The organism is Alcanivorax sp. DG881 (assembly GCF_000155615.1).
Taxonomy (GTDB): Bacteria; Pseudomonadota; Gammaproteobacteria; order Pseudomonadales; family Alcanivoracaceae; genus Alcanivorax.
Map to the genome: position 1 here is coordinate 1,894,400 of NZ_DS989915.1, position 24,485 is coordinate 1,918,884.

22 protein-coding genes are annotated in these 24,485 nt (G+C 57.5%); 11 read left to right on the forward strand and 11 right to left on the reverse strand.

The window, feature by feature from the left end; translation table 11 throughout:
- Positions 1 to 68 precede the first annotated feature (68 nt).
- From ADG881_RS08490 to ADG881_RS08500, 3 genes are all read right to left on the reverse strand, one after another.
- Positions 69 to 1,421 (reverse strand): DEAD/DEAH box helicase, encoded by a 1,353-nt coding sequence (locus tag ADG881_RS08490; RefSeq protein ID WP_007150284.1) that lies wholly within the window; start codon positions 1,419 to 1,421, stop codon positions 69 to 71.
- Positions 1,422 to 1,622: 201 nt separating this feature from the next.
- Entirely contained in the window at positions 1,623 to 1,838 is a 216-nt protein-coding gene (locus ADG881_RS08495) for a DUF1653 domain-containing protein (protein WP_007150710.1), read from the reverse strand.
- Complete coding sequence (locus ADG881_RS08500; protein ID WP_007149884.1) at positions 1,835 to 2,548, reverse strand: alpha/beta fold hydrolase; 714 nt, start codon at positions 2,546 to 2,548, stop codon at positions 1,835 to 1,837. The genes ADG881_RS08495 and ADG881_RS08500 overlap by 4 nt, the downstream gene beginning before the upstream one ends.
- A gap of 249 nt (positions 2,549 to 2,797) precedes the next feature.
- Between ADG881_RS08500 and ADG881_RS08505 the strand changes: the two genes are divergently transcribed.
- Positions 2,798 to 3,364, forward strand: coding sequence for an ATP-dependent zinc protease (locus ADG881_RS08505; RefSeq protein WP_007149525.1), 567 nt, complete (start codon positions 2,798 to 2,800; stop codon positions 3,362 to 3,364).
- Between the two features lie 157 nt (positions 3,365 to 3,521).
- On the opposite strand, the gene ADG881_RS08510 is transcribed toward ADG881_RS08505, so the two are convergent.
- Positions 3,522 to 4,418 (reverse strand): recombination-associated protein RdgC, encoded by an 897-nt coding sequence (locus tag ADG881_RS08510; RefSeq protein WP_007149044.1) that lies wholly within the window; start codon positions 4,416 to 4,418, stop codon positions 3,522 to 3,524.
- A gap of 275 nt (positions 4,419 to 4,693) precedes the next feature.
- Here ADG881_RS08510 and ADG881_RS08515 point away from each other — a divergent pair, with 275 nt between their 5' ends.
- Both ADG881_RS08515 and ADG881_RS08520 read left to right on the forward strand, forming a co-directional pair.
- Positions 4,694 to 5,647 carry an aldo/keto reductase gene (locus ADG881_RS08515; RefSeq protein ID WP_007148509.1) on the forward strand — a complete coding sequence of 318 codons (954 nt, stop codon included), beginning with the start codon at positions 4,694 to 4,696 and terminating at the stop codon, positions 5,645 to 5,647.
- 126 nt (positions 5,648 to 5,773) lie between these two features.
- A complete protein-coding gene (locus tag ADG881_RS08520) occupies positions 5,774 to 6,664 on the forward strand; it encodes a haloalkane dehalogenase (RefSeq protein WP_039926461.1) in 891 nt (296 codons plus the stop codon).
- Between the two features lie 63 nt (positions 6,665 to 6,727).
- Here the strand turns inward: ADG881_RS08520 and ADG881_RS17535 are convergent, their stop codons facing one another.
- From ADG881_RS17535 to ADG881_RS08530, 3 genes are all read right to left on the reverse strand, one after another.
- The gene (locus ADG881_RS17535) at positions 6,728 to 8,080 is read right to left on the reverse strand and encodes a hypothetical protein (RefSeq protein WP_007148753.1); all 1,353 of its coding nucleotides are present in this window, start codon (positions 8,078 to 8,080) and stop codon (positions 6,728 to 6,730) included.
- Between the two features lie 82 nt (positions 8,081 to 8,162).
- Positions 8,163 to 9,959, reverse strand: a complete 1,797-nt coding sequence (locus ADG881_RS08525) for an amidohydrolase family protein (protein ID WP_007151326.1) — start codon at positions 9,957 to 9,959, stop codon at positions 8,163 to 8,165.
- 139 nt (positions 9,960 to 10,098) lie between these two features.
- On the reverse strand, positions 10,099 to 11,286 hold the full coding sequence (locus ADG881_RS08530; RefSeq protein WP_007148371.1) for a GGDEF domain-containing protein: 1,188 nt from the start codon (positions 11,284 to 11,286) through the stop codon (positions 10,099 to 10,101).
- 241 nt (positions 11,287 to 11,527) lie between these two features.
- Here ADG881_RS08530 and ADG881_RS08535 point away from each other — a divergent pair, with 241 nt between their 5' ends.
- On the forward strand, positions 11,528 to 12,343 hold the full coding sequence (locus ADG881_RS08535) for an arylamine N-acetyltransferase (RefSeq protein ID WP_232211710.1): 816 nt from the start codon (positions 11,528 to 11,530) through the stop codon (positions 12,341 to 12,343).
- Positions 12,344 to 12,527: 184 nt separating this feature from the next.
- Here the strand turns inward: ADG881_RS08535 and ADG881_RS08540 are convergent, their stop codons facing one another.
- Both ADG881_RS08540 and ADG881_RS08545 read right to left on the reverse strand, forming a co-directional pair.
- A complete protein-coding gene (locus tag ADG881_RS08540; protein ID WP_007150029.1) occupies positions 12,528 to 12,743 on the reverse strand; it encodes a VF530 family DNA-binding protein in 216 nt (71 codons plus the stop codon).
- 11 nt (positions 12,744 to 12,754) lie between these two features.
- Positions 12,755 to 13,675, reverse strand: coding sequence for a glutathione S-transferase family protein (locus ADG881_RS08545; RefSeq protein WP_007150042.1), 921 nt, complete (start codon positions 13,673 to 13,675; stop codon positions 12,755 to 12,757).
- Between the two features lie 156 nt (positions 13,676 to 13,831).
- Between ADG881_RS08545 and ADG881_RS08550 the strand changes: the two genes are divergently transcribed.
- From ADG881_RS08550 to ADG881_RS08565, 4 genes are all read left to right on the forward strand, one after another.
- Positions 13,832 to 14,854, forward strand: a complete 1,023-nt coding sequence (locus ADG881_RS08550; protein ID WP_007150718.1) for a hypothetical protein — start codon at positions 13,832 to 13,834, stop codon at positions 14,852 to 14,854.
- A 34-nt stretch (positions 14,855 to 14,888) separates the two neighbouring features.
- Positions 14,889 to 15,497 (forward strand): TetR/AcrR family transcriptional regulator, encoded by a 609-nt coding sequence (locus ADG881_RS08555; protein ID WP_007149094.1) that lies wholly within the window; start codon positions 14,889 to 14,891, stop codon positions 15,495 to 15,497.
- Between the two features lie 125 nt (positions 15,498 to 15,622).
- Positions 15,623 to 16,780 carry an iron-containing alcohol dehydrogenase gene (locus ADG881_RS08560; protein ID WP_007151465.1) on the forward strand — a complete coding sequence of 386 codons (1,158 nt, stop codon included), beginning with the start codon at positions 15,623 to 15,625 and terminating at the stop codon, positions 16,778 to 16,780.
- 70 nt (positions 16,781 to 16,850) lie between these two features.
- The gene (locus ADG881_RS08565) at positions 16,851 to 17,525 is read left to right on the forward strand and encodes a type 1 glutamine amidotransferase domain-containing protein (RefSeq protein ID WP_007151504.1); all 675 of its coding nucleotides are present in this window, start codon (positions 16,851 to 16,853) and stop codon (positions 17,523 to 17,525) included.
- A 333-nt stretch (positions 17,526 to 17,858) separates the two neighbouring features.
- On the opposite strand, the gene ADG881_RS08570 is transcribed toward ADG881_RS08565, so the two are convergent.
- Positions 17,859 to 18,857, reverse strand: coding sequence for a cytochrome d ubiquinol oxidase subunit II (locus ADG881_RS08570; RefSeq protein ID WP_007149179.1), 999 nt, complete (start codon positions 18,855 to 18,857; stop codon positions 17,859 to 17,861).
- A complete protein-coding gene (locus ADG881_RS08575; protein ID WP_039926464.1) occupies positions 18,857 to 20,245 on the reverse strand; it encodes a cytochrome ubiquinol oxidase subunit I in 1,389 nt (462 codons plus the stop codon). The genes ADG881_RS08570 and ADG881_RS08575 overlap by 1 nt, the downstream gene beginning before the upstream one ends.
- Positions 20,246 to 20,547: 302 nt before the next feature.
- Here ADG881_RS08575 and ADG881_RS08580 point away from each other — a divergent pair, with 302 nt between their 5' ends.
- The 3 genes from ADG881_RS08580 to ADG881_RS08590 all read left to right on the forward strand — a co-directional run bounded on the left by ADG881_RS08580 (position 20,548) and on the right by ADG881_RS08590 (position 24,464).
- Entirely contained in the window at positions 20,548 to 21,561 is a 1,014-nt protein-coding gene (locus ADG881_RS08580) for a putative solute-binding protein (RefSeq protein ID WP_039926465.1), read from the forward strand.
- A gap of 200 nt (positions 21,562 to 21,761) precedes the next feature.
- Complete coding sequence (locus ADG881_RS08585) at positions 21,762 to 22,964, forward strand: integrase arm-type DNA-binding domain-containing protein (RefSeq protein WP_007148817.1); 1,203 nt, start codon at positions 21,762 to 21,764, stop codon at positions 22,962 to 22,964.
- 45 nt (positions 22,965 to 23,009) lie between these two features.
- Positions 23,010 to 24,464: a YdiU family protein gene (locus ADG881_RS08590; RefSeq protein WP_007150058.1), complete on the forward strand. Its 1,455-nt coding sequence runs from the start codon at positions 23,010 to 23,012 to the stop codon at positions 24,462 to 24,464.
- The last annotated feature ends 21 nt before the right edge of the window (positions 24,465 to 24,485 follow it).

Consider the following 24,485-nt stretch of genomic DNA (forward strand, 5'->3'; position numbering starts at 1 on the left):
CTCACCTATCGAAACCTGTACGGCTCCGCTTCGCGCTGTTGCGTGAAACGTGGCGCGTGCAGCGTCTCTCAATCCAGTGGCCCGGGGGTCTTCTTGCGCTTCACTGTGGCGAAGCCGCCCTTGGTGTCCTGGGTGGGCGGTTTGGCATTGCGTTTGGGTTTAGCGACTTTTTTCTTGGCGCCGGATTTCTTGATACCTTTCTTGGCATCTTCTTTTTTCTTCATTTTTTTCTTTTTATTGCCGGCGGCCTTGCCGTTGGACTTCAGGTTTTTCGGCCCCAGGAAATTGCCACGCAGGGCTTCTACCAGACGGTATTCAAAATTCTGACGCAGGTAGCGTTGAATGCCGGCCATCAAATTCCATTCGTGGGCGGCGATCAGGGAAATTGCGGTGCCTTCACCGCCTACCCGACCGGTGCGACCAATACGATGCACGTACTCGTCGCCGCTGCGGGGCATGTCGAAGTTGATCACCAGATCCAGGTTGTCCACATGAATGCCACGGGCAGCCACGTCGGTGGCAACCAGCACTTTCACGGCTCCGGCCTTGAGGCGATCCATGGCCAGTTTGCGGTCTTTCTGATCTTTCTCGCCGTGCAGCACAAACACTTTCAGATTGGAGGCCACCAGCACCCCGCCAAGGCGATCGGCCTGCTCGCGGGTGTTGGTGAACACCACGGCTTTTTCGTAGGTTTCGTTGGCCAGCAGCCATTGCACCAGCCGCTCTTTGTGCTTCACGTCATCGGCGGTGATGATCTGCTGGCTGACGGACTCGTTCAGGTCACGCACGGAATCGAGCACCAGCGATTTGGGATCACGAAGCACGCTGCTGATCATGTTTTCCATGGCGTTACCGCCCGTGGTGGCGGAGAACAGCAGGGTCTGCCGCTCGGCCCGGCATTCCGCGGCCAGGCGCAGCACGTCATCGTTGAAGCCCATGTCGAGCATGCGATCGGATTCATCCAGCACCAGCATTTCCAGGTCCTGCAAAAGCAGATTGCCTGCGTCCAGATGTTCGATCAGGCGACCCGGGGTGCCAATCAGGATTTCCGGGTTCTTGCGCATTTTGGCGGCCTGCACTTTGAAGTCTTCACCGCCGGTCAACAGCTCTGCCTTGATAAAGGTGTAACGGCCCAGTGCCTCTACCTGCTTGAGGGTCTGCTGGGCCAGCTCGCGGGTGGGCAGCAGAATCAGGGCACGGGTATCGGTGCGCGGACGGGAATACTGGAGCAGCTGATGCAGCATGGGCAGCAGGAAAGCCGCCGTTTTACCGCTGCCGGTGCGGGCCACCACGCGTAAATCACGGCCTTCAAGCGCCGCCGGAATCGCTGCCGTCTGAACAGGGGTCGGGGTGGTGATTTCCAGCTCGCCAAGTGCCTTGATCAGGCGCTCGTGCAGGTTCAGGTCGGCAAACGAAGACATAACGGGCTAACTCCATGAATAAGGCCGCCATTGTAGCATCCGAGGGGGTTTAAAGTGGAAAGTTAAAAGTTGAAACGCGGTGATCCGCACCTCTCAGCCGGAGGGGTTATTGCTTCGCGCTGGCAACATAGCTTGAACCTGGCCTCCGCCAACCAGCCTACCAAGTGCCCGGCTCGCGCCTTTCAACTTTTAACTTTCAACTCAGTCCCCCACCCGGGCGAAGCGGGGTTGCACCTTGTCGTCGCGGTCCACGGTTTCGGTGAACATGGCCAGGGGCCGCACCCACAGGGCCTGATCACCGTAGAGCGGGTGGTAGACCACCACGGTTTCACCGCTTTCGGAATGGGTCGCCAGGCCGATCACCTGATACTCATTGCCTTTGAAGTGCCGGTAGCGGCCGGGTTTCAGGTCACTCATGGCAATTCTCCGGGTAACGGGGTGCGGGGGAGCCGCTCGGCGATGGCCGCCAGCACCAGGGGATTCCAGGGTAGCCCCACATGGGTCCCCTGCACTTCCACGTTCTCTGTCATGGGGCCTTCCTCTTCCTGGCTGCACTGCCAGGCCACGATGCCGTCTTCACGGGTAAAGATGGCCGTGCACGGCACCGGCGGCGCCGCTATGCGTTGATTGAACGCATCCCGGTCCGCCGGCGGGCGGTTCGGGTTAAACAGATTGAAGAGCGTGGAGACGTTGTTGGCCTCCGGGTCGCCATTGATGGGGCTGCCCAGGGTGAAGACCTGGCTCACCTGATCGGGAAAGGCCCGCGCCAGCTCCCGGGCAAACACTCCGCCCAGGCTCCAGCCCACCAGCGCCACAGGTTGCCCGTGGCGGGTATTGATCGCCTGCAACTGGGTAACTAACAGGTTTTTACGTTTGCTGTTCATGCCCAGATTAGTGCCCTGGGCCCAGCCGTAGACGTTATAGCCCAGCTTGCTCAGCGCCCTGCGCAGTGGCCGCGTACTGGCATCGCTGGCGCCAAAACCGGGCACAACAAGCACTGGCTGGCCTTTGCCCAGCGGCAGCTGCCGATGGCCGAGCCCACGCAGCAGATAGCGTCCATAGGCCCACGCGGCGCGGCTTTCACCCAGCAGCAGCTTGATGGATGGTGGTGCAATCGTTGTTGTCATCACTGGCCCTCCGGCCCTTTTTCCGGCGCCTGCAGCAGGCCGGTTCATTAACCGGCCGGCAACGGCGCATTTGCAACAATGGTAACCTGTCAGGAGGGGTCGGGGATGGCTGACTGGCGACAGCCTGCAGCCAGAGAGTCAATGATTTGCCGGGGAACGGTCTGCGGCGAACACAGTCATACCCTGCCAACAGGATGCCGAATGACATCCCCGTTTTACGCACAAGGCTTTCACGACCAAGGAGCGCCCATGAAAAAAGGACTCATCGCTTTTATTACCGCCTCACTGCTGAGCAGCACCGGCATGGCCATGGCCAAGTCACCGGAAAGCCCCACAGTGTTTGGCTGGGTGGAAAAGTCCACCCTGGTGCCCTGGGGTGTGGAATTGAAGACCAAGCTGGACAGCGGCGCGCTTACCTCTTCCCTGCATGCCACCGATGTGGAGGTGTACGAAAAGGATGATGAGGACTGGGTCCGCTTTACCGTGGATGTGGTAGATGAAGCCACCGGTAAAAAAGTGGAAAAAACCTTCGAGAAGCCGCGTTACCGCAAGGTGCTGATTCGTGGTGCCGGCGGCACGGAACGTCGCCCGGTAGTGCTGATGAAGGTATGCATGGGCAACACCGTATATGAAGAGCAGTTCACCCTGAACGACCGCTCGGACATGATCTATCCGATTTTGCTGGGTCGCCGCACCATTTCCCACCTGGGCTATCTGGACGTGACCCAGACCTTCCAGCATTCACCGCAGTGCGATAAAAACTCACCGGTGAAGATGGACAAGGACCAGCAGGACGATGAGGATATTAATGACTAGCGCAGCATGCCTCACGCTGCACGCAACAACGCGGTTCAACTCTCGCAGATGTTGAAAGACTGTGCCCGCGCTGACACCTTTAGCGCGGGCACGGCTTTACTGAAAAAGATCACACCTTTCGCGTTGTTGCGTGATGCATGCCGCGTGATGCGTCTCTTTAAACTTCAAAATAGCCGTACAGGCTGTCCAGCGCTTCGCGCAGCACCTTGCCCTGCAAACTGATCCGCGCCTGCAGCTCTGCTACCGCGTCGTCCGCATCCAGCGCATCGATATTTTCCTGCAATAGATCCAGCGGCTTGATGCGCTTGATCTCCAGCTTTTCGTTGATATCCAGTTCCAGCGAATCCTGCCACGCCAGATTGATGCGGGTAGCGACCATGCCGGTTTCCAGGTGTGCGAGGATTTCTTCCTGCCCCAGATCCACGGCGGTGAACTTCACCGCAGCGCCTTCGTCCTTGACGCCTTTCAGCTCGCAACGGTCACCCAGTGTGAACCCTTCCGGCAACAGCTTGGTATCACGGAGCCAGTTACTGAAGCTGGTGTAGGGGGCGGAATTCGGCGCCGGGTACGCCACGGGCAGGGAGCCGATGGCTTTACGCAGGCAGGCGATCACTTCTTCGCCGCGACTGGCGGAGGAAGAATCCACCATCACCCGCTTGCGCTCGGTATCGATCAGCAGCGAGGTGCGGCGTGAGCGGGTAAACGCCCGCGGCATCAACTCAAAGGTAATCTGCTCTTTCAGATCCGCCTTTTCCTTGCGCCCCACCTTGCGGCCTTCTTCCTGCTGGATGTGCTCCACTTTTTCATCCAGCAGCTCCTTGATCACCGGCCCGGGCAACAGACGAGCGGTTTCCTGATAGGTGCAGAAAATGAACCCGTCCACCGCGTAGGCCATGGGGTCCTGCCCCTTGAGCGGCGGCACAAAGCCTTCGGTGCGTTCGGTTTGCGAACCGCAGGGCTGGCAGCGGTTCTGGTCCAGAATCTCATCCAGTTCGGCCACGGAACAGGGGAAGGCTTCTTCGCCCACAAAGACAGTCAGGTTCTTGATCCACATAGAGTTTTCCAAAAGCAGGGGCAGTGAGAAAAGGCACTGCCGATAATGAGGGCGGCCAACGCCGGTCGGCCACAGTAGCGAAATGCCGGGGGCGGCTCAAGCAGGGAAACCGCTGGAGCCAATAATCCGGATAAGGGAGCGCCGTGGAGAATCGAGCAAGGATTCAACGGGAACCCAACAGGGGGGTGCAAAGTCCCTGTAGTAGGGTTGCAGATTGTTTCCCGTCCCGGCGGCCACAAGCCAGCCGGGAGTCGTACGCTTTACAGGAGCAGACCATGAAAACGCTGACCTTCGATAATGGCGATACCCTGCCCATGCTCGGCCTGGGTACCTGGAAATCCGAACCCGGCGAGGTGTACAAGGCGGTGAAGAGCGCCATTGAAACGGGCTTCCGCCACATCGACTGCGCCCATATTTACGGCAACGAAGAGGAAATCGGCCAGGCTCTCAGTGACGTGTTTGCCGCCGGGACGGTAACGCGCGAAGAGCTGTGGATCACCTCGAAGCTGTGGAACAGTGACCATGCGCCGGACGACGTGCAGCCCGCCCTGGAAACCACCCTGCGTAACTTGCAGCTGGATTATCTGGACCTTTACCTGATGCACTGGCCGGTAGCGCTGAAGCCTGGCGTGCCGTTCCCGAAATCCGCGGACGACATGGTGTCTCTCAAGGAGCTGCCGGTGGAAACCACCTGGGCAGCCATGGAAGCACTGGTGGACAATAACCAGACGCGGCAGATCGGCGTGTCGAATTTCAGCGTGAAAAAGCTGCAGGATTTGCTTGGCAAGGCACGCTACAAGCCCGCCATGAACCAGATTGAACTGCATCCCTATCTGCAACAGAACGACATGCTGGCCTTCTGCAAGGAACGGGGCATTGCACTCACCGGCTATTCTCCACTGGGGTCATTTGATCGCCCTGCGGGCATGAAAGCCGATGACGAGCCGGTGCTGCTCGAAGACCCGGTGATCCTGGAAATCGCCGACCGTCATGGCGTCTCCCCGGCACAAGTGCTGATCAGCTGGGCACTGCACCGTGACACCGTGGTGATCCCCAAATCCGTGAACCCGGAGCGCCTGAAGCAGAATCTGGCCGCCGCCGAGCTGTCACTCAGTGACGCGGACATGGATGCCATCCGCACCCTGGACAAGCACCGCCGCTACGTGGACGGCGGCTTCTGGGCCCAACCGGGCAGCGATTACACCCTGGCCAACCTCTGGGATGAGTAAGTGCCATACCCCAGGGCCTGTTCACACAAAACAAAACGCAGACTGTCCTGTAACGACATGGCCGATCCGGGCATCTACTGGTATTCCTTACTCACACTTCGCTATCAGTACAGACAAGGATCGGCCATGGATTACCTGCGCACCCCGGATTCCCGCTTCGAGCGGCTGCTGGACTACCCCTTCGAACCGAACTACGTGGATGTGGGCGGATTACGCATGCACTACGTGGATGAGGGGCCGGCCGACGGCAAACCGGTGCTGATGCTGCACGGTGAGCCGTCCTGGTCTTACCTGTACCGGCACATGATTCCCATCTGCGCCGCCGCCGGCCATCGCGTGATCGCCCCGGATCTGATCGGCTTCGGCAAATCCGACAAGCCCACCGACATCAATGCCTACAGTTACCAGAGCCACATGGATTGGGTGATATCGCTGCTCGATCAGCTGGATCTCACCGACATCACGCTGGTATGCCAGGATTGGGGATCATTGATTGGCCTGCGCCTGGCCGCAGAAAACGAATCCCGCTTTCGCGCCATCGTAGTAGGCAACGGCATGCTGCCTACCGGTGATCAGCAGGCACCAAAAGCCTTTCACCTGTGGAAGAACTTTGCGATCTATAGCCCTGTTCTGCCCATTTCCCGCATTCTGAATACCGCCACCTTCCGCAAACTGGGCCCGGACGAAATCCGCGCCTATGACGCGCCGTTTCCCAACAGAAAATACAAGGCCGGGGCGCGGGCCTTTCCCAAGCTGGTACCGGTGACACCGAACGATCCGGCCAGCGACGCCAACCGGGCGGCCTGGAAAATTCTGGAGCAATGGCAAAAGCCATTCCTGACCACCTTCAGCAACGGCGACCCGATTACCCGTGGCGGGGACAAATACATGCAGGAACGGGTCCCCGGCACGCAGGGGCAACCGCACCAAACATTGGTGGGCGGGCATTTCCTGCAGGAGGATTCCCCGGTGCAGTTTGCCCAGGCCGTGAATGGTTTGCTGCGCAAATTCAAATAAGTGCAGTAGCACACACAAAAATGCCCTGCATTAACAGGGCATTTCCATGATACGGCTACAGCATCATTTCTTGATGAACGAATATCTTGCAATCTGCCCATTATCAAGACGTGTCACGGCAACAATATATTCACCGCTTGGACTCATATGTAGCCTTTGTGGAAGCGAGGAAACAGGGGATACTCCAAGCTTATGGGAAAACAGGTGGCTTGTTACTGCCACTTCAGAAAATTTTTGCTCTGAATATTGAAAGGGAGACTCGAACTTCGGGTCCCCATCATTCACATCCATTACATAAGCTTTAACGCATGGCGCCTGATCACCCTGCTCACAACCCAGAACTGAGTACACCCCATTCGTCCCCAAAAATGATCCCATTATATCAGGCGCACTTCCTGATGATCCGGTAAAATTAATACTAGAAAACTCTTCCCACATATCTATCCCAATACTCGGAGAAGAACAGGAGTCAAAATCAGCGCAATACCCCGCAGTATTAATCACACTTCCTTGAACAGATATGGCCAAAGGCGTGGACACATAACCCGAGCTATCTATAGTCCCTACATACGTTTCTGCATCCAGCTCAAATCCCGATGAAGAAACCGTATAAGTTCGATAAAAAGCAGGATTAGCCTGACTAGAAACATCATGTTTCGCCGATAAAAGCTTTACTTCACTGCCACTCTGCACCAGCCGGTAAGCCCCATCTGTCAAGCTACTAACAGGGGCATCATTGATGACGAATTTGTAAGATGTTCCATCTGAAAAGTAAAACGACGCTTCATCCCCATTTGGATGCGTATCTTGTTGATCCGGAATATCAGCAACAAAAACACTACCTTGATCAGTCGCCACATTCCCAATAAATGTTGGCAGCGTTGTAGTATTTGCGAACTGGTAAAGCTCTGATCTGAACCCAAAATTCTCCAAAACGGTAAAGTCATCAATCAAATCGTTGTCTATCAATTGACAACCAGGATTATCCCACGTTTCGTTTTGATTTTGGACTAGCCCGGAAATTGGACACCGTAACGTCTGCCAACGATTACTCCCGTCTCGCGTAAGCCTCTTTCCGATATAACTATCCCCCCCCATGTAAACAATACTTATATCGTTGATCACCTTCGCAACATACGACCTTGAATTTAGGTCATAAATGTAACTCAGCTCCCCAACAACACCAGCGCTCCCCCCATCGCTCTCAGGAACGTGAGTCAAACGGAATCCTGCAAGCAATCCCGAATCATTCACACTCGTCGGAACAAATTGCCGAACATTTCCTGCCGGGTTTACAAATTCATTGCCAACACTCGCAGGTAGACGTCTCAGAACATAATCATCCAAAGCAGCAAATGAGCAAGTAGGCAACGTGACAGCAAACATAGCTACTGCATATTTTATCTTGTTATCCATAACAATTCCTTTTGTGCTATTTTTTTCTTAGCTGCTGAGTCTAGCCTTTCGGTTTCCCCGCCTAAATAATGTCATTTTGATATCATTCAGTTCTATTAGCTTCCCTCACATACATGCTTGCGGAAATGACATCATTACTCGATAAAAATTGCCCGAAATTCCGCTCACGACCCAGCTCATCATCAAAGCCCTGAACGCGGTCATAGGCCACCCGGCCGTTAATGATCGTGGCCGTCACGGCGTCATCGTTGCGCTTCACCAGGCGGTTCAGCGAGGTGCCTTCCAGCGGCGCCCAGGCAACGTCATCCAGCTCGTCGGTGAGGCCTTCCGGATTCACGATGACCACATCCGCCCGGCTGCCCTGGCGCAAGCTGCCGGCCTGCAAACCAAACCAGTCCGCCAGATCGGCGGTTACCGCATTCACCCCTTCTGCCACACTCATAAAGGGCAACCCGGCTTCGTCCGCATCACGAACATATTTCAGTAACCGTAGCGGGAAGTTGTACTGGGCAATGGATTCCAGATGTGCGCCGGAATCGGCAAAACCCACATGGGTATACGGACTCGCCAGCAGCTTGTGCATGATCTCCGGCCGGTGATTACCGTAATTGGTTTTCCAGCGCAGATCATTGCGGTACTGCACCGCCAGATCGAAATAGGCATCCACCGCATCCTTGCCTTCAACCGCTCCGATTTCTTCAAAGTTTTTGCCAATTAACGACGTGTCCGGGCAATCCACCACCCAGCAATCACTGAAGTCCCGGTGCCAGAGCCCCTTGGTGAACAAGGCGTTAACGTGCTTCTTGAACAGCTTGCGGAAGGCGGGATCATCCACCTTCGCGTACATGGCATCTTCATCCTTGTAGTCACGCAGCAACTCACCGGAGGAAAATTCTTCAAAGGCGTTCACATTCAAACCACTGAGATACAACGTGAACGGTGCGGGCAATGTCTGCCAACGGAAGTTGCCCCGCAAAAAGCGGTTAGCCACGAAACCACTCAGCCGTGTCACCACGTTAAGCCAGGGGTTGGATTTGAGATCCAGGGCCGTAAGCATGGAGCACTTCATGGGGCGACGGAACAGGCCGTGGGCCTGCCACAGGAAGCGCACTACGTTGACCTTCTTTACCGCGTCCGGGGCGCCCTGCATGACCGCATTTCGGCGACGCAGAATCCGGAACAACCGTTTGAATTCGTTCCAGCGTGCGTAGGTGGACGGCAAGGGCCGTGACCAGGCTCGATCTCCGTCTACCTTGTCCAGCCGGGTCGTCATCAGCGACATACCGACACAGCCGGCATCCAGCGCCTCTTCCAAGAGGGATTCCATTTTCTGCAATTCCTGTTCGCTGGGTTTTGCCGGGGACGTGGCCCGCTCCAGCCCCATTACCGCCACACGAATATCGGAATGCCCCACAAAAGAACCCACATTGGGCCCCAGCGGCTGCCGGTCATAAAACCCCCGGTAGCCGGCAGCGTCACGCCACGTTTTTTTCTCTTTCAGAATCGGCAGCACCGCTTCACGGGGCACCGCTTCCACCCGGGTAAACAGATCCGAACAATCTTCCGGCTGGGCATTGATCATACTGATCGAGCAGGAACCGATCAGCACCGAAGTTACCCCGTGACGCACCGACTCTTTCAGTGACGGCGTGGCAATGACTTCCGCATCGTAATGGCTATGGGTTTCGATAAAGCCCGGCGTGACCCATTGCCCAGTGGCGTCATACACTTTGGGCGCCGCATGGTCAGGCAATGGAACATCACTGATGGTGACAACGCGCCCATCACGAATCCCCAGATGCCGGATACTGCCGTCCCGGCAACTGCCATCAAAGAACTGCCCATGATTGATCACAATGTCGTAAACGTATTGCTGCATGATGCCCCGCCGCGATGTTGTTGTTGGATGGCACGGAAAATGGCGCACACGAACGCCAGCCTGTTAACAACCATAGAGCGGGCATTGGATCAGCACCCGGCCATTACGCGACAGGAATTGGTTAATCAGGGACAAGGCGTCAGGCTGTGGCCACTTCGAGCATGGCCGATGACCAGAATTCCACACGGTTGCGCCCGCGTTTCTTGGCCAGGTAAAGCGCATCATCGGCACGGGATACCAGCTGGGATTCCGTGGCCTGCTCTCCGGCAAGCGCAGTGACCACCCCGAAGCTGGCACTGACAGTGAGCGGCTCACCCACATCAAGCATCACCGGGGTGCCGACCAGGGCAGCGCGGCACCGTTCGATCACTTTTTCTGCTCCCTCGTGGCCGGTATCGGGCAATACCAGTACAAACTCTTCGCCACCAATACGCCCTATGCGATCCGTTTCGCGCAAGCATTCACGCAGTAAGTTCGCCACTCGCACCAGCACGGTATCGCCGGCCGCATGGCCGTGACGGTCATTGATCTGTTTGAAATGATCCAGGTCCATGACGCACACGGAAAGCGCTTCCCCGGTGCGCCGGGCACGAGCCATTTCATGGGCAAACTGGTCAAACAGGGCCCGCCTGTTCGACAGCCCCGTAAGCGGATCCTGCACGGCCATGGCGCGCACCTGGGCTTCACGGTATACCCAGCGGCGCAGCAGCAGGGACACCAGCGTCAGCACCCCCGCCACGAAGGGCACCGAAAAAGCAACGGTGCTGGCGATCCAGTAATAGGACAGGTAGCCCTTGGCCGCCGGATCGGTGCGGAAATACAGCGCGTAAATATCGTGACCTCGGGCCGCCAACCAGGACAACAGCAACACCATCACGGTGCTCACGGTGAAGCCCCAGACCACTGGACGGAAGCCAAACAGGATGAATCCCACCAGGGGTGAACCGAGCAGCACCATTCCCGTGATCGGGCTATACAGCCCGAACATCAGGCCCAGCAGCAGAAAGCTGACCCCAAAAAACTGCACAAAGCAGTGTACAAAAAGCGGCGATTGGCGCCGGACCTTACGTAATAATGAAGCCCAGAGAATGAGCAGCAGATAGCCGCTCAAATTGAATAACAGCACCCAGGAAAGCTGCCTGGCGCCGACCGGGGAGACGTACTGCGCACCGAAGTCAGTGTAAAACGCAGTGACCAGATGCCAGACCAGGTAGAAGGACATGTAGATGAACAGCAACACCGACAACAGCAGGCATTTGTCGATGTCCTTCCAGTCGAGCAACCGGTAAATCGCAGGGGATTTCGAAGCGACTTTTCGCATACGCATCTGTGACCTAATTCACGCCTGTTTCGGAATTATGTCACCCTGCAAGCCACAGCGGAGCCAGCACGAACCACGCTGGTGCAGCCATTGCTACCAATGGTCGGAAAGCGGCGATAATGTGAGCATCGCCATCGCATCCGAAACGTTATCGCGGCAGCGACGGAGTCATACGCCTTTTCCCTTTACCTCAACCGGGGTTGAGGCCGTACTCTCCCTTTTCCTGTTGATGAACCCGGAGCCTGTCATGCCTGTTGATCTGGATGCCTACTGCCAACGCGTCGGTTACACCGGTGAACGCACGCCCACCCTGGCAACCCTGCGCGCCCTGCAGCAATGCCACCTGCTGCATATCACCTTTGAAAACCTGAACCCGCTGCTGGGCAAGCCGGTGCCTCTGGATCTGGCCAGCCTGGAACACAAGCTGATTCATCAGGGCCGTGGCGGTTACTGCTTCGAGAACAACCTGCTGTTTATGGCGGTGCTGACGGCGCTTGGCTTTACCGTGCGGGGGATTACCGCCCGGGTCTACTGGAACCAACCGGAGGACGCACAGCCACCCCGCTCGCATATGTTGTTGCTGGTAACCATCGGGGATGAGGAATACTTGAGCGACGTAGGGTTTGGAGGCATGACACCGACAGCGCCATTAAGGCTGCACAGCCTGGCAGCCCAAAACACTTCGCTGGAGACGTTTCGTGTTCTTCCCCAGAGCGACCATTTCCGTATTGAAGTGCAGCTGGGTAGCGTATGGCGACTGCTGTACCGGTTCGATCTGATGACACAATGGCCCATCGATTTCGACATGGCCAACTGGTACGTGGCGTGCCACCCGGCGTCAAAATTCGTCAATAACCTGATTGCCGTGCGCACCGACGTAGACCGCCGCCACACACTCTTGAACGGGCTCTATACGGTACGCTACCCGGACGGGCGCAGTGACAAGCAAAACATTACCGACCCACAGGCGATGGCTCGCCTGCTAGCCGATACCTTTCAGATTAATCTGCAAGGGCTGGAGCAAGACCTGCAAGCTGCGCTGACCGACAAGGCTTTGCTTTAACCGGTGTCTCGCGCCCATATCAGGGCCGTGCCGGCAAGGCGAATTTTGCAGGTCGAGTTTACCCAAGGGCACAGAGAGGCGTAGCCGTAACCCGACATCTGCCCGAACCAATAGCGAAAACGGTTAATGTCGGATTACGCCATTAGGCTAATTCGACCTACTCTCTGCGCTAGATTGAGGCAGCTCATTGCGAAAAAGTGTCCACAAATAACGCTTCCACCTTATCTCTCGCCCAGGGCGTTTTGCGCAGAAACTTCAGGCTGGATTTCACTGACGGATCGCTGATAAAGCAATTGATGCGGATGCGATCCCCCAGCTCTTCCCAGCCATAGTGTTCAACCAGACGCGTCACCACGGTTTCCAGGGTGACGCCATGCAACGGATTATTGGGTTGGCTCATCAATATTTCCGTCAGTCTGCTTTTGAAAGGACAAAACCATCGCGGGGAAAATGCACCTGAATCTGCCCCACCACGGCATCATCACGACGAACCACCAGCGTGCGATCATCGCAATAACACAGCTCACCGAACACCGGCTCACGGCCATAATCTGACGGTGCCACTCGCACGGCCTGACCCAGCAAAGGCGCCTGCTCCACCTGTTCGGGCAGGGCCCGCGGCGTAGCCTGGCGGGCAATCTCCAGCGCGTCATCCGCACTGATATCCTTGCGTGTGCCCTGCCCGAAGGCCTGCATGCGGTTCATCCAGGCCTCCACTTTCGGATGGCTACCCGCAATGCTTCGCCCGGCCAGATCACGGCGAAACCAGAGGCTGTGGTAGGCGGAAAAGTCACCGGCATTGGGCGCATCGCCAAACAGGAAATTCCCGGTCAGCAGGGTTTCCATATGATCCAGATGCGCGGCCACCTTGCGACGCATTTCGCGGGGGCTGTCGGCTTTCACTTTCGACTTGCTGCCCATCTTGATCCGGTCCAGCAACAAGCGCCCCAGATCCAGCAACGACGACTCTTTCAGCACCCGGCGCAACAGGGTGAAATTCCCCGCCGTGACAATGGAGGCCAGGAAAATCTCCAGGTCCACCTCACGGACGAAGGCCTGCACCTCTTCACTGCAATTCTCCACCACCAGCTCGGGTTTGTTGCCCAGCCGGGCAATTTCGCGGCTGAGGGTGCGGGTATCACAAAAAACATCAGCGCCAATCTGCGCCACCGGAATTTTCCGGTAGCCGCTGGCCAGCGGCGCCAACTTGGGGCGCGGCGGCATTTCCGCCACGGTGACCGACTGCCATTGCAAGCCGGCATACCCCAGCATGGCACGGGCTTTCTCGGAAAACGGGGACAGCGTGTAGTGGTGCAGAATCAGTTCTGACATGAAAGCATCCTGAATTAAGTGATCCGTATGGCGGCAAGCCTCATATCCCCGCGCGACAAGGTCAAGCATCCATTGCCCTACCCCTGCGTTGGCAACCCTGTAATATACGCAACTCTTTGCTCTTTGCGCCCCTCACTGCCGACGGACCTGCAGATAATGAAATGGATTTACCGTTTACTGATTGCCACCTTTATTGCCCTGGTTGTGGGGGGCGCCATCTCTACCGCCCAGGACCACTGGCGCATGCATCAGGACGCCATGGTCCGCATGCAGGAAAACCTGCTCAAGCAACAACAAAAGCAGCAGGAACTCAGCGACCGCATTGCGCAGACCCGGACCAAACCCACCCTCAGTGACCACGACCGCTGGTTGATTACCCACCTGGAAAAGACCCGCGCCGGCCTGGACAAGATACTGGTCACCCAGCAGTCCGGCGTTTCCCGGCTGCAACGCAGCTTCTTGCGCACCTGGATCGGCAACCTGGTGCTGTTCATTGCACTGGCCGGCCTGGGGCTAGGCATTGTCACTCGCTCCGGGAATGCCCTGAACAAGGAAGAGCAGCGCTGGCTGGCCAGCCGCCCGGAGGACATTCCCTCACTCAGGCTGGATCCCGGCGCGCACCGCAACGTGACGGCCCCTACCCGTAACGCCAGCAACTTTGTGACCGGGCGCATCCGGGCCGTGAAGGCCGACCGGCTACAGGTAAAGCGCAGCGGCATACTCAGCGCCATGGGGTTGAGCTTTATCATCGCACCACAAGGCGGGCTGATCGTAGAGCTGTATTTTCTCTACGACGCGCTGATGGTTGCCCATACTCCGTTTCAGCAACTGGAATGGGGCGGCATGATGCAAAGCCTGATGCTGTCGATCCCGTTCACCCTGGTAGGCCTCTACCTGCTGGCATCCAGTACCAGCCAGGCCAGCATCGATCGTCGCGAACAGGTCATCACGCTGCCCGAGGGCCCCCGGACCATTGCGTTCAGGGAAGTGGAATCCATTCAGCTCAACCAGATACTAAGCACCGGCGAGCGCAGCTACCTGAACAGCCAGATTCAGTTAAACCTGAATAACGGCGAGGTCCTGTCATTGCTCAGCCATGGCGGCAAGGAGCAGATCTATGTGGACCTGATCCGCACCGCCCTGTTCATGGACAAACCCGCGGTGCTGCCGCAACGCTAGACGACCGGTCTAATCAAGTGTTAGAGTGCCGCCCATGAACACACAAACCGCCATCGATCAGCCAGACAAACACCTCGACACCCGCCAGCACCTGCTGGATACGGGTCGCGATATTCTGGCTGCCCGCGGTTTCAGCTCCGTCGGCTTGAGCGCCATCCTGCAAGCGGCCGGCGTGCCGAAGGGCTCGTTCTACCACTACTTTCAGTCCAAAGAGCAATTTGGCCAGGCGTTGCTGGAAGATTATTTTGCCAGCTACGTACAAGACCTGGATGCCCGCTTCGCCGATGACGGCACCCCGGCCATCAGTCGGCTGATGCAGTACTGGCAGGACTGGCAGGAAAACTACTGCGGCCCCGCCGGCCTGCGCGATTGCCTGGTGGTCAAACTGAGCGCCGAAGTGGCCGACCTGTCCGAAGCCATGCGCATCACCCTGCGTGATGGTACCGAGCAAGTCATGGCGCGCATTGCCAACTGCATCGACGCCGCCATTGCCGATGGCTCCCTGCATCCGCAGCCAGCCCAGCAGACCGCCGGCAACCTGTACCAGCTATGGCTGGGCGCCAGCCTGCTGACCAAGCTGCACCGCAATACGCAGCCCATGAATCAGGCCATGACGCTGACCCAGAGCATGCTCGCACGCTGACACAACCACACTGAATACAACTGTGCCCGCTATTAAGCGGGCTTTTTTACCCATCAACTCTAGACGACCGGTCTATTTAAAAACCATCCACCGAATCAAGAGCCATCAATCAAGGATACCGCTCCATGAACAACTTCGATTTCTACAACCCCACCCGCATTGCCTTCGGCGAAGGGAAAATTGCCGCTCTCGACACCCTGGTGCCCGCCGACGCCAAGGTCCTGATTCTGTTTGGCGGCGAGAGCGCCCGCCGCACCGGCACCCTGGGCGAAGTAGAAGCCGCACTGGGTAACCGCCAGGTACAATTGTTTGGCGGCATTGAACCCAACCCCAGCTTTGAAACCTTGATGGAAGCGGTAACCGTGGTGCAGCGCGACGGCATCGATTACCTGCTGGCAGTCGGTGGCGGATCCGTCATCGACGGCACCAAGTTTGTCGCTGCGGCCTCCGTATTCGACGGCGATGCCTGGGACATCCTGCTCAAGGGCGGCACCAATATTCACCGTGCACTGCCATTCGGTTCGGTCCTGACCTTGCCCGCCACCGGCTCGGAAATGAACAAGGGCGCCGTGGTCACACGCAAGTCCCTGCAAGCCAAACTGCCGTTCCACAGTGAGCATGTGTTCCCGCAATTTTCCGTACTGGATCCCACCAAAAGCTTCACCCTGCCCCCCCGGCAGGTCGCAAACGGCGTGGTCGATGCCTTCGTTCATATTGTCGAGCAGTACCTGACTTACCCGGCCAGTGCCCCGGTACAGGACCGCTTCGCGGAAGGCTTGCTGCAAACCCTGATCGACATCGGTCCGCAGGCCCTGAGCGACCCGGAAAACTATTCGGTGCGCGCTGATCTGATGTGGGTCGCCACTCTGGCGCTCAATGGCCTGATTGGTGCCGGCGTTCCCCAGGACTGGGCCACGCACATGCTGGGCCATGAACTCACTGCCCTGCATGGCCTGGACCATGCGCAGACCCTGGCCATTGTGCTCCCTGCCATGCTGACAGAACGCAAGGATGCCAAGCACGGCAAGCTGGTGCAGTACGCACAACGGGTCTGGTCTATCCATGAAGGCAGCGAGTCAGAGCAGGCCGAGGCAGCGATTGAAAAAACCCGCGCCTTCTTCGAAAGCCTGGGCGTAAAGACCCGCCTCGGGGATTACCAATTGGCTGAAGAACATATCGAACCGCTGATCAAGAGCCTCGAGGAACATGGTATGACCGCGCTAGGCGAACACAACGACGTCACCCCCGACGTATGCCGGCGGGTGCTGCACGCCAGCCTCTAACCACCCCACTCTTGCACAACCCCACCCCGGCTTCGGGGTGGCACTGAGATGAAACTGACGGAGAGCAACCATGAATATTCTGATGATTCTCACCTCCCACGACCAACTGGGCGACACCGGCCACAAAACCGGTTTCTGGCTGGAAGAATTTGCCGCGCCTTACTATGTTTTCAAGGATGCTGGCGCACAGATCACCCTCGCCTCCCCCAAAGGCGGCCAGCCGCCACTGGATCCCAAAAGTGACTCACCGGAGGCACAAACCGCTGCCACCGGTCGCTTCAATCAAGATGACGATGCCAAAGCTGCCCTGGCCAACACCCGGCCCCTGGCCCAGGTGGATACCCAGGCGTTTGATGCCGTCTTCTATCCCGGCGGCCATGGCCCGCTCTGGGACCTGGCCGAAGATGCCCACTCCATTGCCTTGATTGAAGCCTTCAACAACAGCGGCAAACCCATCGGCGCTGTCTGCCATGCCCCCGCCGTATTTCGTCACACTCGCCATAACGGCGAACCGCTGGTCAAAGGCCGTGCCGTCACCGGTTTCACCAATGGCGAGGAAGACGGTGTGCAGCTCACCGATATCGTTCCCTTTCTGGTGGAAGACATGCTCAAGGCCAATGGCGGCGTCTATGAAAAAGGCGACGACTGGGCCAGCCATGTGGTCACCGATGGCAATCTGGTGACCGGGCAGAACCCGGCCTCATCGGAAGCCGGAGCAAAAGCCCTGCTGAAACTGCTGGCGTAACGGAACAATAAAAAGGGCGCCTATATGCGCCCTTTTTTATTATTCATCGCGGAATTGTGTGATCAGCCAGCGTCAGAACTTGTCCCATGACCCCGCCTTGTCCGCCATACTTTTTGTACAAAATGCATTATCCGATTATTGCCTCAATGATGGCCCTGACAATTCCTCAAGACACCTCTTAAAAGAGATGCCGGAATAACGACAGCCTCTCAGGCTATGTCGGTTTACGTCAGGCATCCGGCGTCGAGCGTTTGGCAAAGTGCCGGGCATTCGGGATAAACCAGGCAGATGGCAAGAAACGTGTTATTCACTCTAATCCGCGAAGAACCTTTTTTACTCGTAGCTAAGGTTGGTCGCCTTGCCTCGGAACACCCGGTAAACAAAGACGGTATAGCAAAGAATCATTGGCAGGGTAATCACCGTTCCCCAAAACGTGAACAACAGTGACTCCGTTGCTGATGCAGACTCCCAGATCGACAAACGCCCCAGTACGATGTCCGGAAACAAACTGTACGCCAGCCCGATACTGGCCAGCACACACATGACAATCAATGACAGGAACGCCAGCCAACCATAGCCGTTATCCAGAATCTGCCGACTGTTGAAAACCCAAATCAGGCCGGCATAGGCCAACGCCGTGGCAATCGGAATGGGCATCAAACCGATGGCGCTGGGCAAGGTGAACCATTTAGCCGCAATGGTAGAGCTGACCAGGGGCGTGGCAATGGAGATCAGCAACAGGAATGCCCCCATGGGCAAAACTGCCAGGCGCCCCCAGCGCACCGCTTTATCGAATAAGGCTCCTTCGGTTTTGATCAGCAACCAGGAGGCACCCAGCATGATATAAAGCGCAGGCAGGGCCAACGCAATCAAAGCGGCGAACAAGGTGTTGGTGGCATCCCCGGTAAGGCCGGTCACGAAAGCGCCCAGCATCCAGCCCTGGGACACTGAAGCCACCAGGGACCCCAGCGCAAACAGCGCGTTCCATTTTGCCTTGTGCTTGTCGCCCGCCTTAACGCGAAAATCGAACGAGACGCCACGCAGTATCAGCCCCATCAGCATCAGCGTCACCGGCAAATACAATGCGGTCAGTACCAGCCCGTGGGCCTGCGGGAACGCAATCAACAAAATACCCACACCCAGAACAATCCAGGTTTCGTTGGCATCCCAGAACGGCCCGATCGAGGCCACCATCACGTCCTTTTCTTCCTCGTTGGCGAATGGCAACAGCAAACCGATACCCAGGTCATAGCCATCCAGAACGACATAAATCAGCAGTGCCAGCCCCATGGCGCCGGCAAAGAACAGCGGAAGCCAGTATCCAAGATCCATTATCTCTCTCCTTCTGCATGTTCATCGTCATCCAGCTCAGCCTCCATGGCCCGTTGCTGTGGGCTCAATGACAAGGAGCGGGCGGGCTTGGTCGCCATGTAACGCAGCGCCGCGATATAGGACACCAGCAGAAACAGGTACAGCAGCACATAGCCAAACAAGGTACCCGCCACCGTCGCGCTACTGTGATCGGCCACCACGTCGGCTGTACGGAGCAGGCCGCTGACCACCCAGGGCTGACGGCCAATTTCCGTCACATACCACCCGGCCAATACGGCCACCCAGCCGGAGAAGGTCATCACCGACAGAGCTCGCAACAACCACACGTTACCGTCCCGACTTTCACGCGGGCCGCGAAACAATTTCCAGACAGACCACCAGCCCACCAGAACCATCAGCACGCCGATTCCCACCATAACCCGGAAGGCCCAAAACACCGGTGCCACTGGCGGGTGATCACCGTCAAACTCATTCAGTCCTTTCAGCTCACCGTCCCATTCGTGGGTAAGAATTAGGCTGGCCAGCCCAGGCACTTTAATGGCCATATGGGTAGTGCGCTGTTCCTCATCGGGAAAGCCAAACAGGGTCAGTGGAGCATTGCGCTCGGTCTCCCACACCCCTTCCATGGCGGCAATTTTGGCTGGCTGGTGCTCCAGGGTATTCAGGCCATGAAGGTCGCCTATCCAGACTTGCAGGGGCGCCAGCACTGCTGCCATCAATGCACCGGTGCGCATCACTTTCCAGGTGGCCGGACCATCCACCCCTCGCATGGCTCGCCAGGCACTGATCCCCATAATCAGGAACGCCGCCGTCAGCAAAGACGCGTTGAACATATGCGCAAGGCGATAGGGGAACGATGGATTGAAAATCACTTCCCACCAGCTCTCCACAAAGAATACGCCGTCTTCCAGGCGGAACCCGGTAGGAGTCTGCATCCAGGAATTCAGGCTGAGAATCCAGAATGCGGAGAAACTGGTGCCCACTGCCACCAGCGCACAGGACACCAGGTGAAGGCGGTTGGACACCCGATTTTTCCCGAACAGCATGATGCCAAGAAATGAGGCTTCCAGAAAAAAGGCCGTCAGCACTTCATACCCCAGCAACGGGCCAGCGATATTCCCCGCCCGCTCCATGAACCCGGGCCAGTTGGTGCCAAACTGAAAACTCATGGTGATGCCCGACACCACCCCCAGCGCAAAGCTGAGGGCAAAAATCTTCACCCAGAAGAAGTAGGCATATTCCCAGGCCTTGTCACCGGAGAAGGTGTAGCGCAAGCGGAAGTAGAACAGCACCCAGCACAGGCCGATGGTGATAGTGGGAAACAGGATATGAAAGCTGATATTGGCGGCGAACTGCAGCCGGGCCAACAGGAACGGATCAAATTCCACCGGGGCGACTCCTTCCTTTCGTCCAGTGACGAGGTTTCATTCCTCCAGACAGTAGCACAGGGGGATGCAGGGTAAATGAGACAAAAGGTCCATGCAGGTGCCCGGGCAAGGCGCCACCGCACGTGAAGACAACGACAAGAACCAACAGGTGTTAACACTTTGTATACACCCGCAACATTTCCCCGTCCTGTCCACAACACGTTATGCACAGCATCCACCGGGTTTAGCCAACAAAATGCACTTCATGAAACTGGCAATCCGTTTTGGTCATGCCAGCAAGTTCACTTTCTGGAGAGCACACCATGAAAACAAGAATGGGGCTGGTAGCCCTGGCCACCGCAGCCATGTTGTCCCTGAGCGGCAATGCCATGGCACTGACCAAGCGAACCTTTTGCGTCTTCGACATCATCGGCGCCAATGGTGACACCTTCAACATCATGCGCGACTACAAGACTGCCGCTGTCGAGTGGGGCGTGGATGTAGAGTTGAAGCCCTACACCGATGAAAAAATTGCCTCTGAAGACCTGAAAGCCGGGCAATGTGATGCCGCCGTGCTAACCGGTATTCGCGGGCGTCAGTTCAACAGCTACACCGGCAGCATGGATTCCATTGGTGCCATCCCCAGCTACGACGCCATGAGAACAGTGATTGCGGTGATTGCCAGCAACAGCCCCAGCGTCAATCAACATCTGGTTTCCGGCCCCTATGAAGTGGGCGGGGTTGCCCCGCTCGGCGCGGCCTTCCTGTTCCTGAAAGACAAGGAAATCGACACCGTTGAAGAACTGGCGGGCAAATCCATCGCGGTACTGGAATATGACAGCGCCCAGGCCAGCATGGCTTCCCGGGTCGGCATGTCGCCGGTCATGTCCGATATCACCAACTTCTCCACCCGCTTCAACAATGGTTCCGTGGATATCTGCTTTGCCCCGGTAATGGGTTACTCCGCACTGGAACTCTACAAGGGCATGGCGCCGGATGGCGGTATCCTTGACTACGTACTGGGCCAGCTGAGCGCCCAGGTCATTCTCAAAAAGGATAAATTCCCGGAAGGCTATGGCCAGAAATCCCGTGCCTTCATGTTCAGCCAGTTTGATCGCGCCATGAAGCTGATTGATAACGCCAGCAATGAAATTGCCGACCGCTGGTGGATTCGCATTCCCGAGAAAGACAAGCTGCGTTATGACGAAATGATGCGCGAAGCCCGCATCGAGCTGACCAAGAAAGGGGTATACAGCAAAGACATGATGTCCCTGCTGCTCAAGGTTCGCTGCAAGCAGGATCCCTCTCGGGCGGAGTGTGTTAACCCGGTGGAATAACCGCCTTTAACAAACGACTCCGATAAAACGCCGCCAGCACCCCTGGCGGCGTTTTCGTTACACACTGGTGTAAACCGCTCACCCTGAGGCGCCATTGCGCTGACCGAACAGCAATTGAACGCCACCACAAAGCTGGGTAGTTTATTGGAACAAGCACCGCCTGTGCGGCGCACCACTTTGACTCTGAGTTGCAGCGAGCCATGGCCCTGACTTCCGCGGATGTTCGCAACGCCGAACCGCTCCAGAAAGACTACAAACTCCATGACGACAAGGGGCTCTACCTGTTGGTAGAAACCGATGGTAACCGTACCTGGAAACTCAGCTACCGTTTCGACGGCCGCAGCAAAGTCATCACCCTGGGGCCTTGCCCGGAAGTCACCCTGAGCTTTGCCCGCCAGCTGCGCGATGAAGCCCGGGAACTGATCGCCGATGGCATCGACCCGATCAGCCGTTGCGTCAAGCGGGAAGTCTTCAGCCCCTCGGTGGAAACCTTTGAAGCGGTGGCCCGAGACTGGCTGGAGCGCGTCTATCGACTGGAAGTGTCGGAAGAACAATTCCGGCGCACCAAGCGGCAAATGGAAAACTACCTGATTGCCAGCATTGGCAAACGGGTCGTCAGTGAAGTGACCCCCGAAGACCTGAAATCCCTGGCGGCCGCCCTCGGCGCCGAGGGGCATCTGGACAGGGGCAAGCGTGTTCTGGGCATCGGCAAGCGAATCTACACCCATGCCCGTGATACCGGCGTGGCGGGCTACCAGCAAACCGGCGCCCTGCGCCGCCGGCTCACTGGCTCCGGTACCGAACCGGAGTTTTTGCTCAGTACCCGTGAGCAGATTCTCGATCTGGCCAGCGGCGTTCTCGGCCAGTGGAGCCGCACCACCACTACCGCCGCCCTCAAACTCACGGTGTGGTTGCTGGCCCGCCCCAGCGAAATCGTCAACGCACGCTGGTCCGACATGGACCTGGACGCCGGCGAGTGGCGCATCCACCGCAACAGCACCGGGAGCCCCACGGGCAGCAAGATCATTACCGTGCCTTTGCCGCGCCAGGCGGTGGAACTGTTGCGGGAAATCGAGCCCATCACCGGCCGCCAGGAGTACATCTTTCCCGGCACCCGCGATCGCAAAAAACACCTGGGCGCCAGCACCCTTTCCGCGGCACTGAAAAAAGTCACACGGACCACACCGGTTTCCACCGACAACCTGCGCACCCTGGCCGCCACCGCACTGGGCGAACTGGGCTATCAGGCAGAGCAGATTCAATCCCAGCTACTCAACCAGACCGGCGACGAACCGGCCGACCGTCAAACCTACCTGGATAAACGCCGGGAGATGCTGCAGGCCTGGGCGGACTATCTGGACAATACCGCCATCGGCAAGGTCACCCGGCCGCGCAGACTCTGATACCCTGTGGGCAGTCACATTCACTGCCACCATTCAGGATATTGCATGCCAAGCCCGTTCGGCTTTCGTTTCGACAACACCTACCGCCGGCTGCCGGAGCCTCTGTTTTCAGATTGCTCGCCACAGCCGGTCAGCACACCGGCCTTTGCCCTGTTTAACGATGCACTGGCCCGGGAACTTGGGCTGGATAGCGAGGCCTTGTCGACGCACCCTGAGTTTTTCAGTGGCAATGCATTACTGGATGGCAGCGAGCCCATTGCCCAGGCTTATGCGGGCCACCAGTTTGGCAACCTGACCATGCTCGGCGATGGCCGCGCTATCCTGTTGGGCGAACACGTTGATGACAGCGGGCAACGCCGCGACATCCAGCTTAAAGGCGCCGGGCGCACCCCCTTTTCCCGAGGTGGCGACGGGCGCGCGGCCCTTGGCCCCATGTTGCGCGAATACATAATCAGTGAAGCGCTACACGCCCTGAATATTCCTGCCACTCGCAGCCTGGCCGTCACCCACACCGGTGACCGGGTGCACCGGGACACACTGCTTCCCGGCGCCATCCTGGCCCGGGTGGCAACATCCCATATTCGTGTAGGCACCTTCCAATACGCCGCCGGGCAACAAAATCCCGCCCTGCTGGAACAACTGGTGGATTACACCATCGCGCGCCATTACCCCTCCCTGGAGGGGGCAGAGAACAAGGCGCTGGCCCTGTTCGAAGCGGTGATGGATCGCCAGATAGATCTGGTGGTCAACTGGATGCGCGTGGGCTTTATTCACGGCGTACTCAACACCGATAACGTGACCCTGTCCGGCGAGAGTATTGATTTCGGCCCCTGTGCTTTTATGGACAATTTTGACCCGAACACGGTATTCAGCTCCATCGATCGCCAGGGACGTTATGCCTATGGAAACCAGCCCAGCATCACCCAGTGGAACCTGGGCCGTTTTGCGGAAACCCTGCTCGGCTTGATCGACGAAGACACGGACACCGCGATCGAAAAAGCCACCGCGTCGCTGAAGTCATTCAGTCAGCGTTACGAAGAAAAATGGCGCGCCATGATGAACAAGAAACTGGGATTATTCGGAAGCGAAGCAGAGGACGACAAGCTGATTGCTGATTTACTCACCTGGATGCAGGCGCAGAACGCGGACTACACCAATACGTTCCGTGATCTGATCAACGACGGCCTGCCTGACGGGGAGCAATACCAGAATGAAAGCTTCCAGCAGTGGCACCAACAGTGGCGAGCAAGACTGGCCCGCAACAGAAAACCCCTGGCGTCATCGCTGTGCCTGATGCGTAATCACAACCCGGCGGTGATACCGCGCAATCATCTGGTGGAACAGGCGCTGAATGCCGCCAGCGACGATAACGATATGGCGCCAACCCGTGCGTTATTAGATGCATTGGCCGAACCTTATGCGGACCGGGACAGTAACGATCCTTATCGGCAATCAGCCGCACCCGGCGAGCAAGTCTTTCAGACCTTTTGCGGCACGTGAAGCTCAATGTCGGGTTACGCC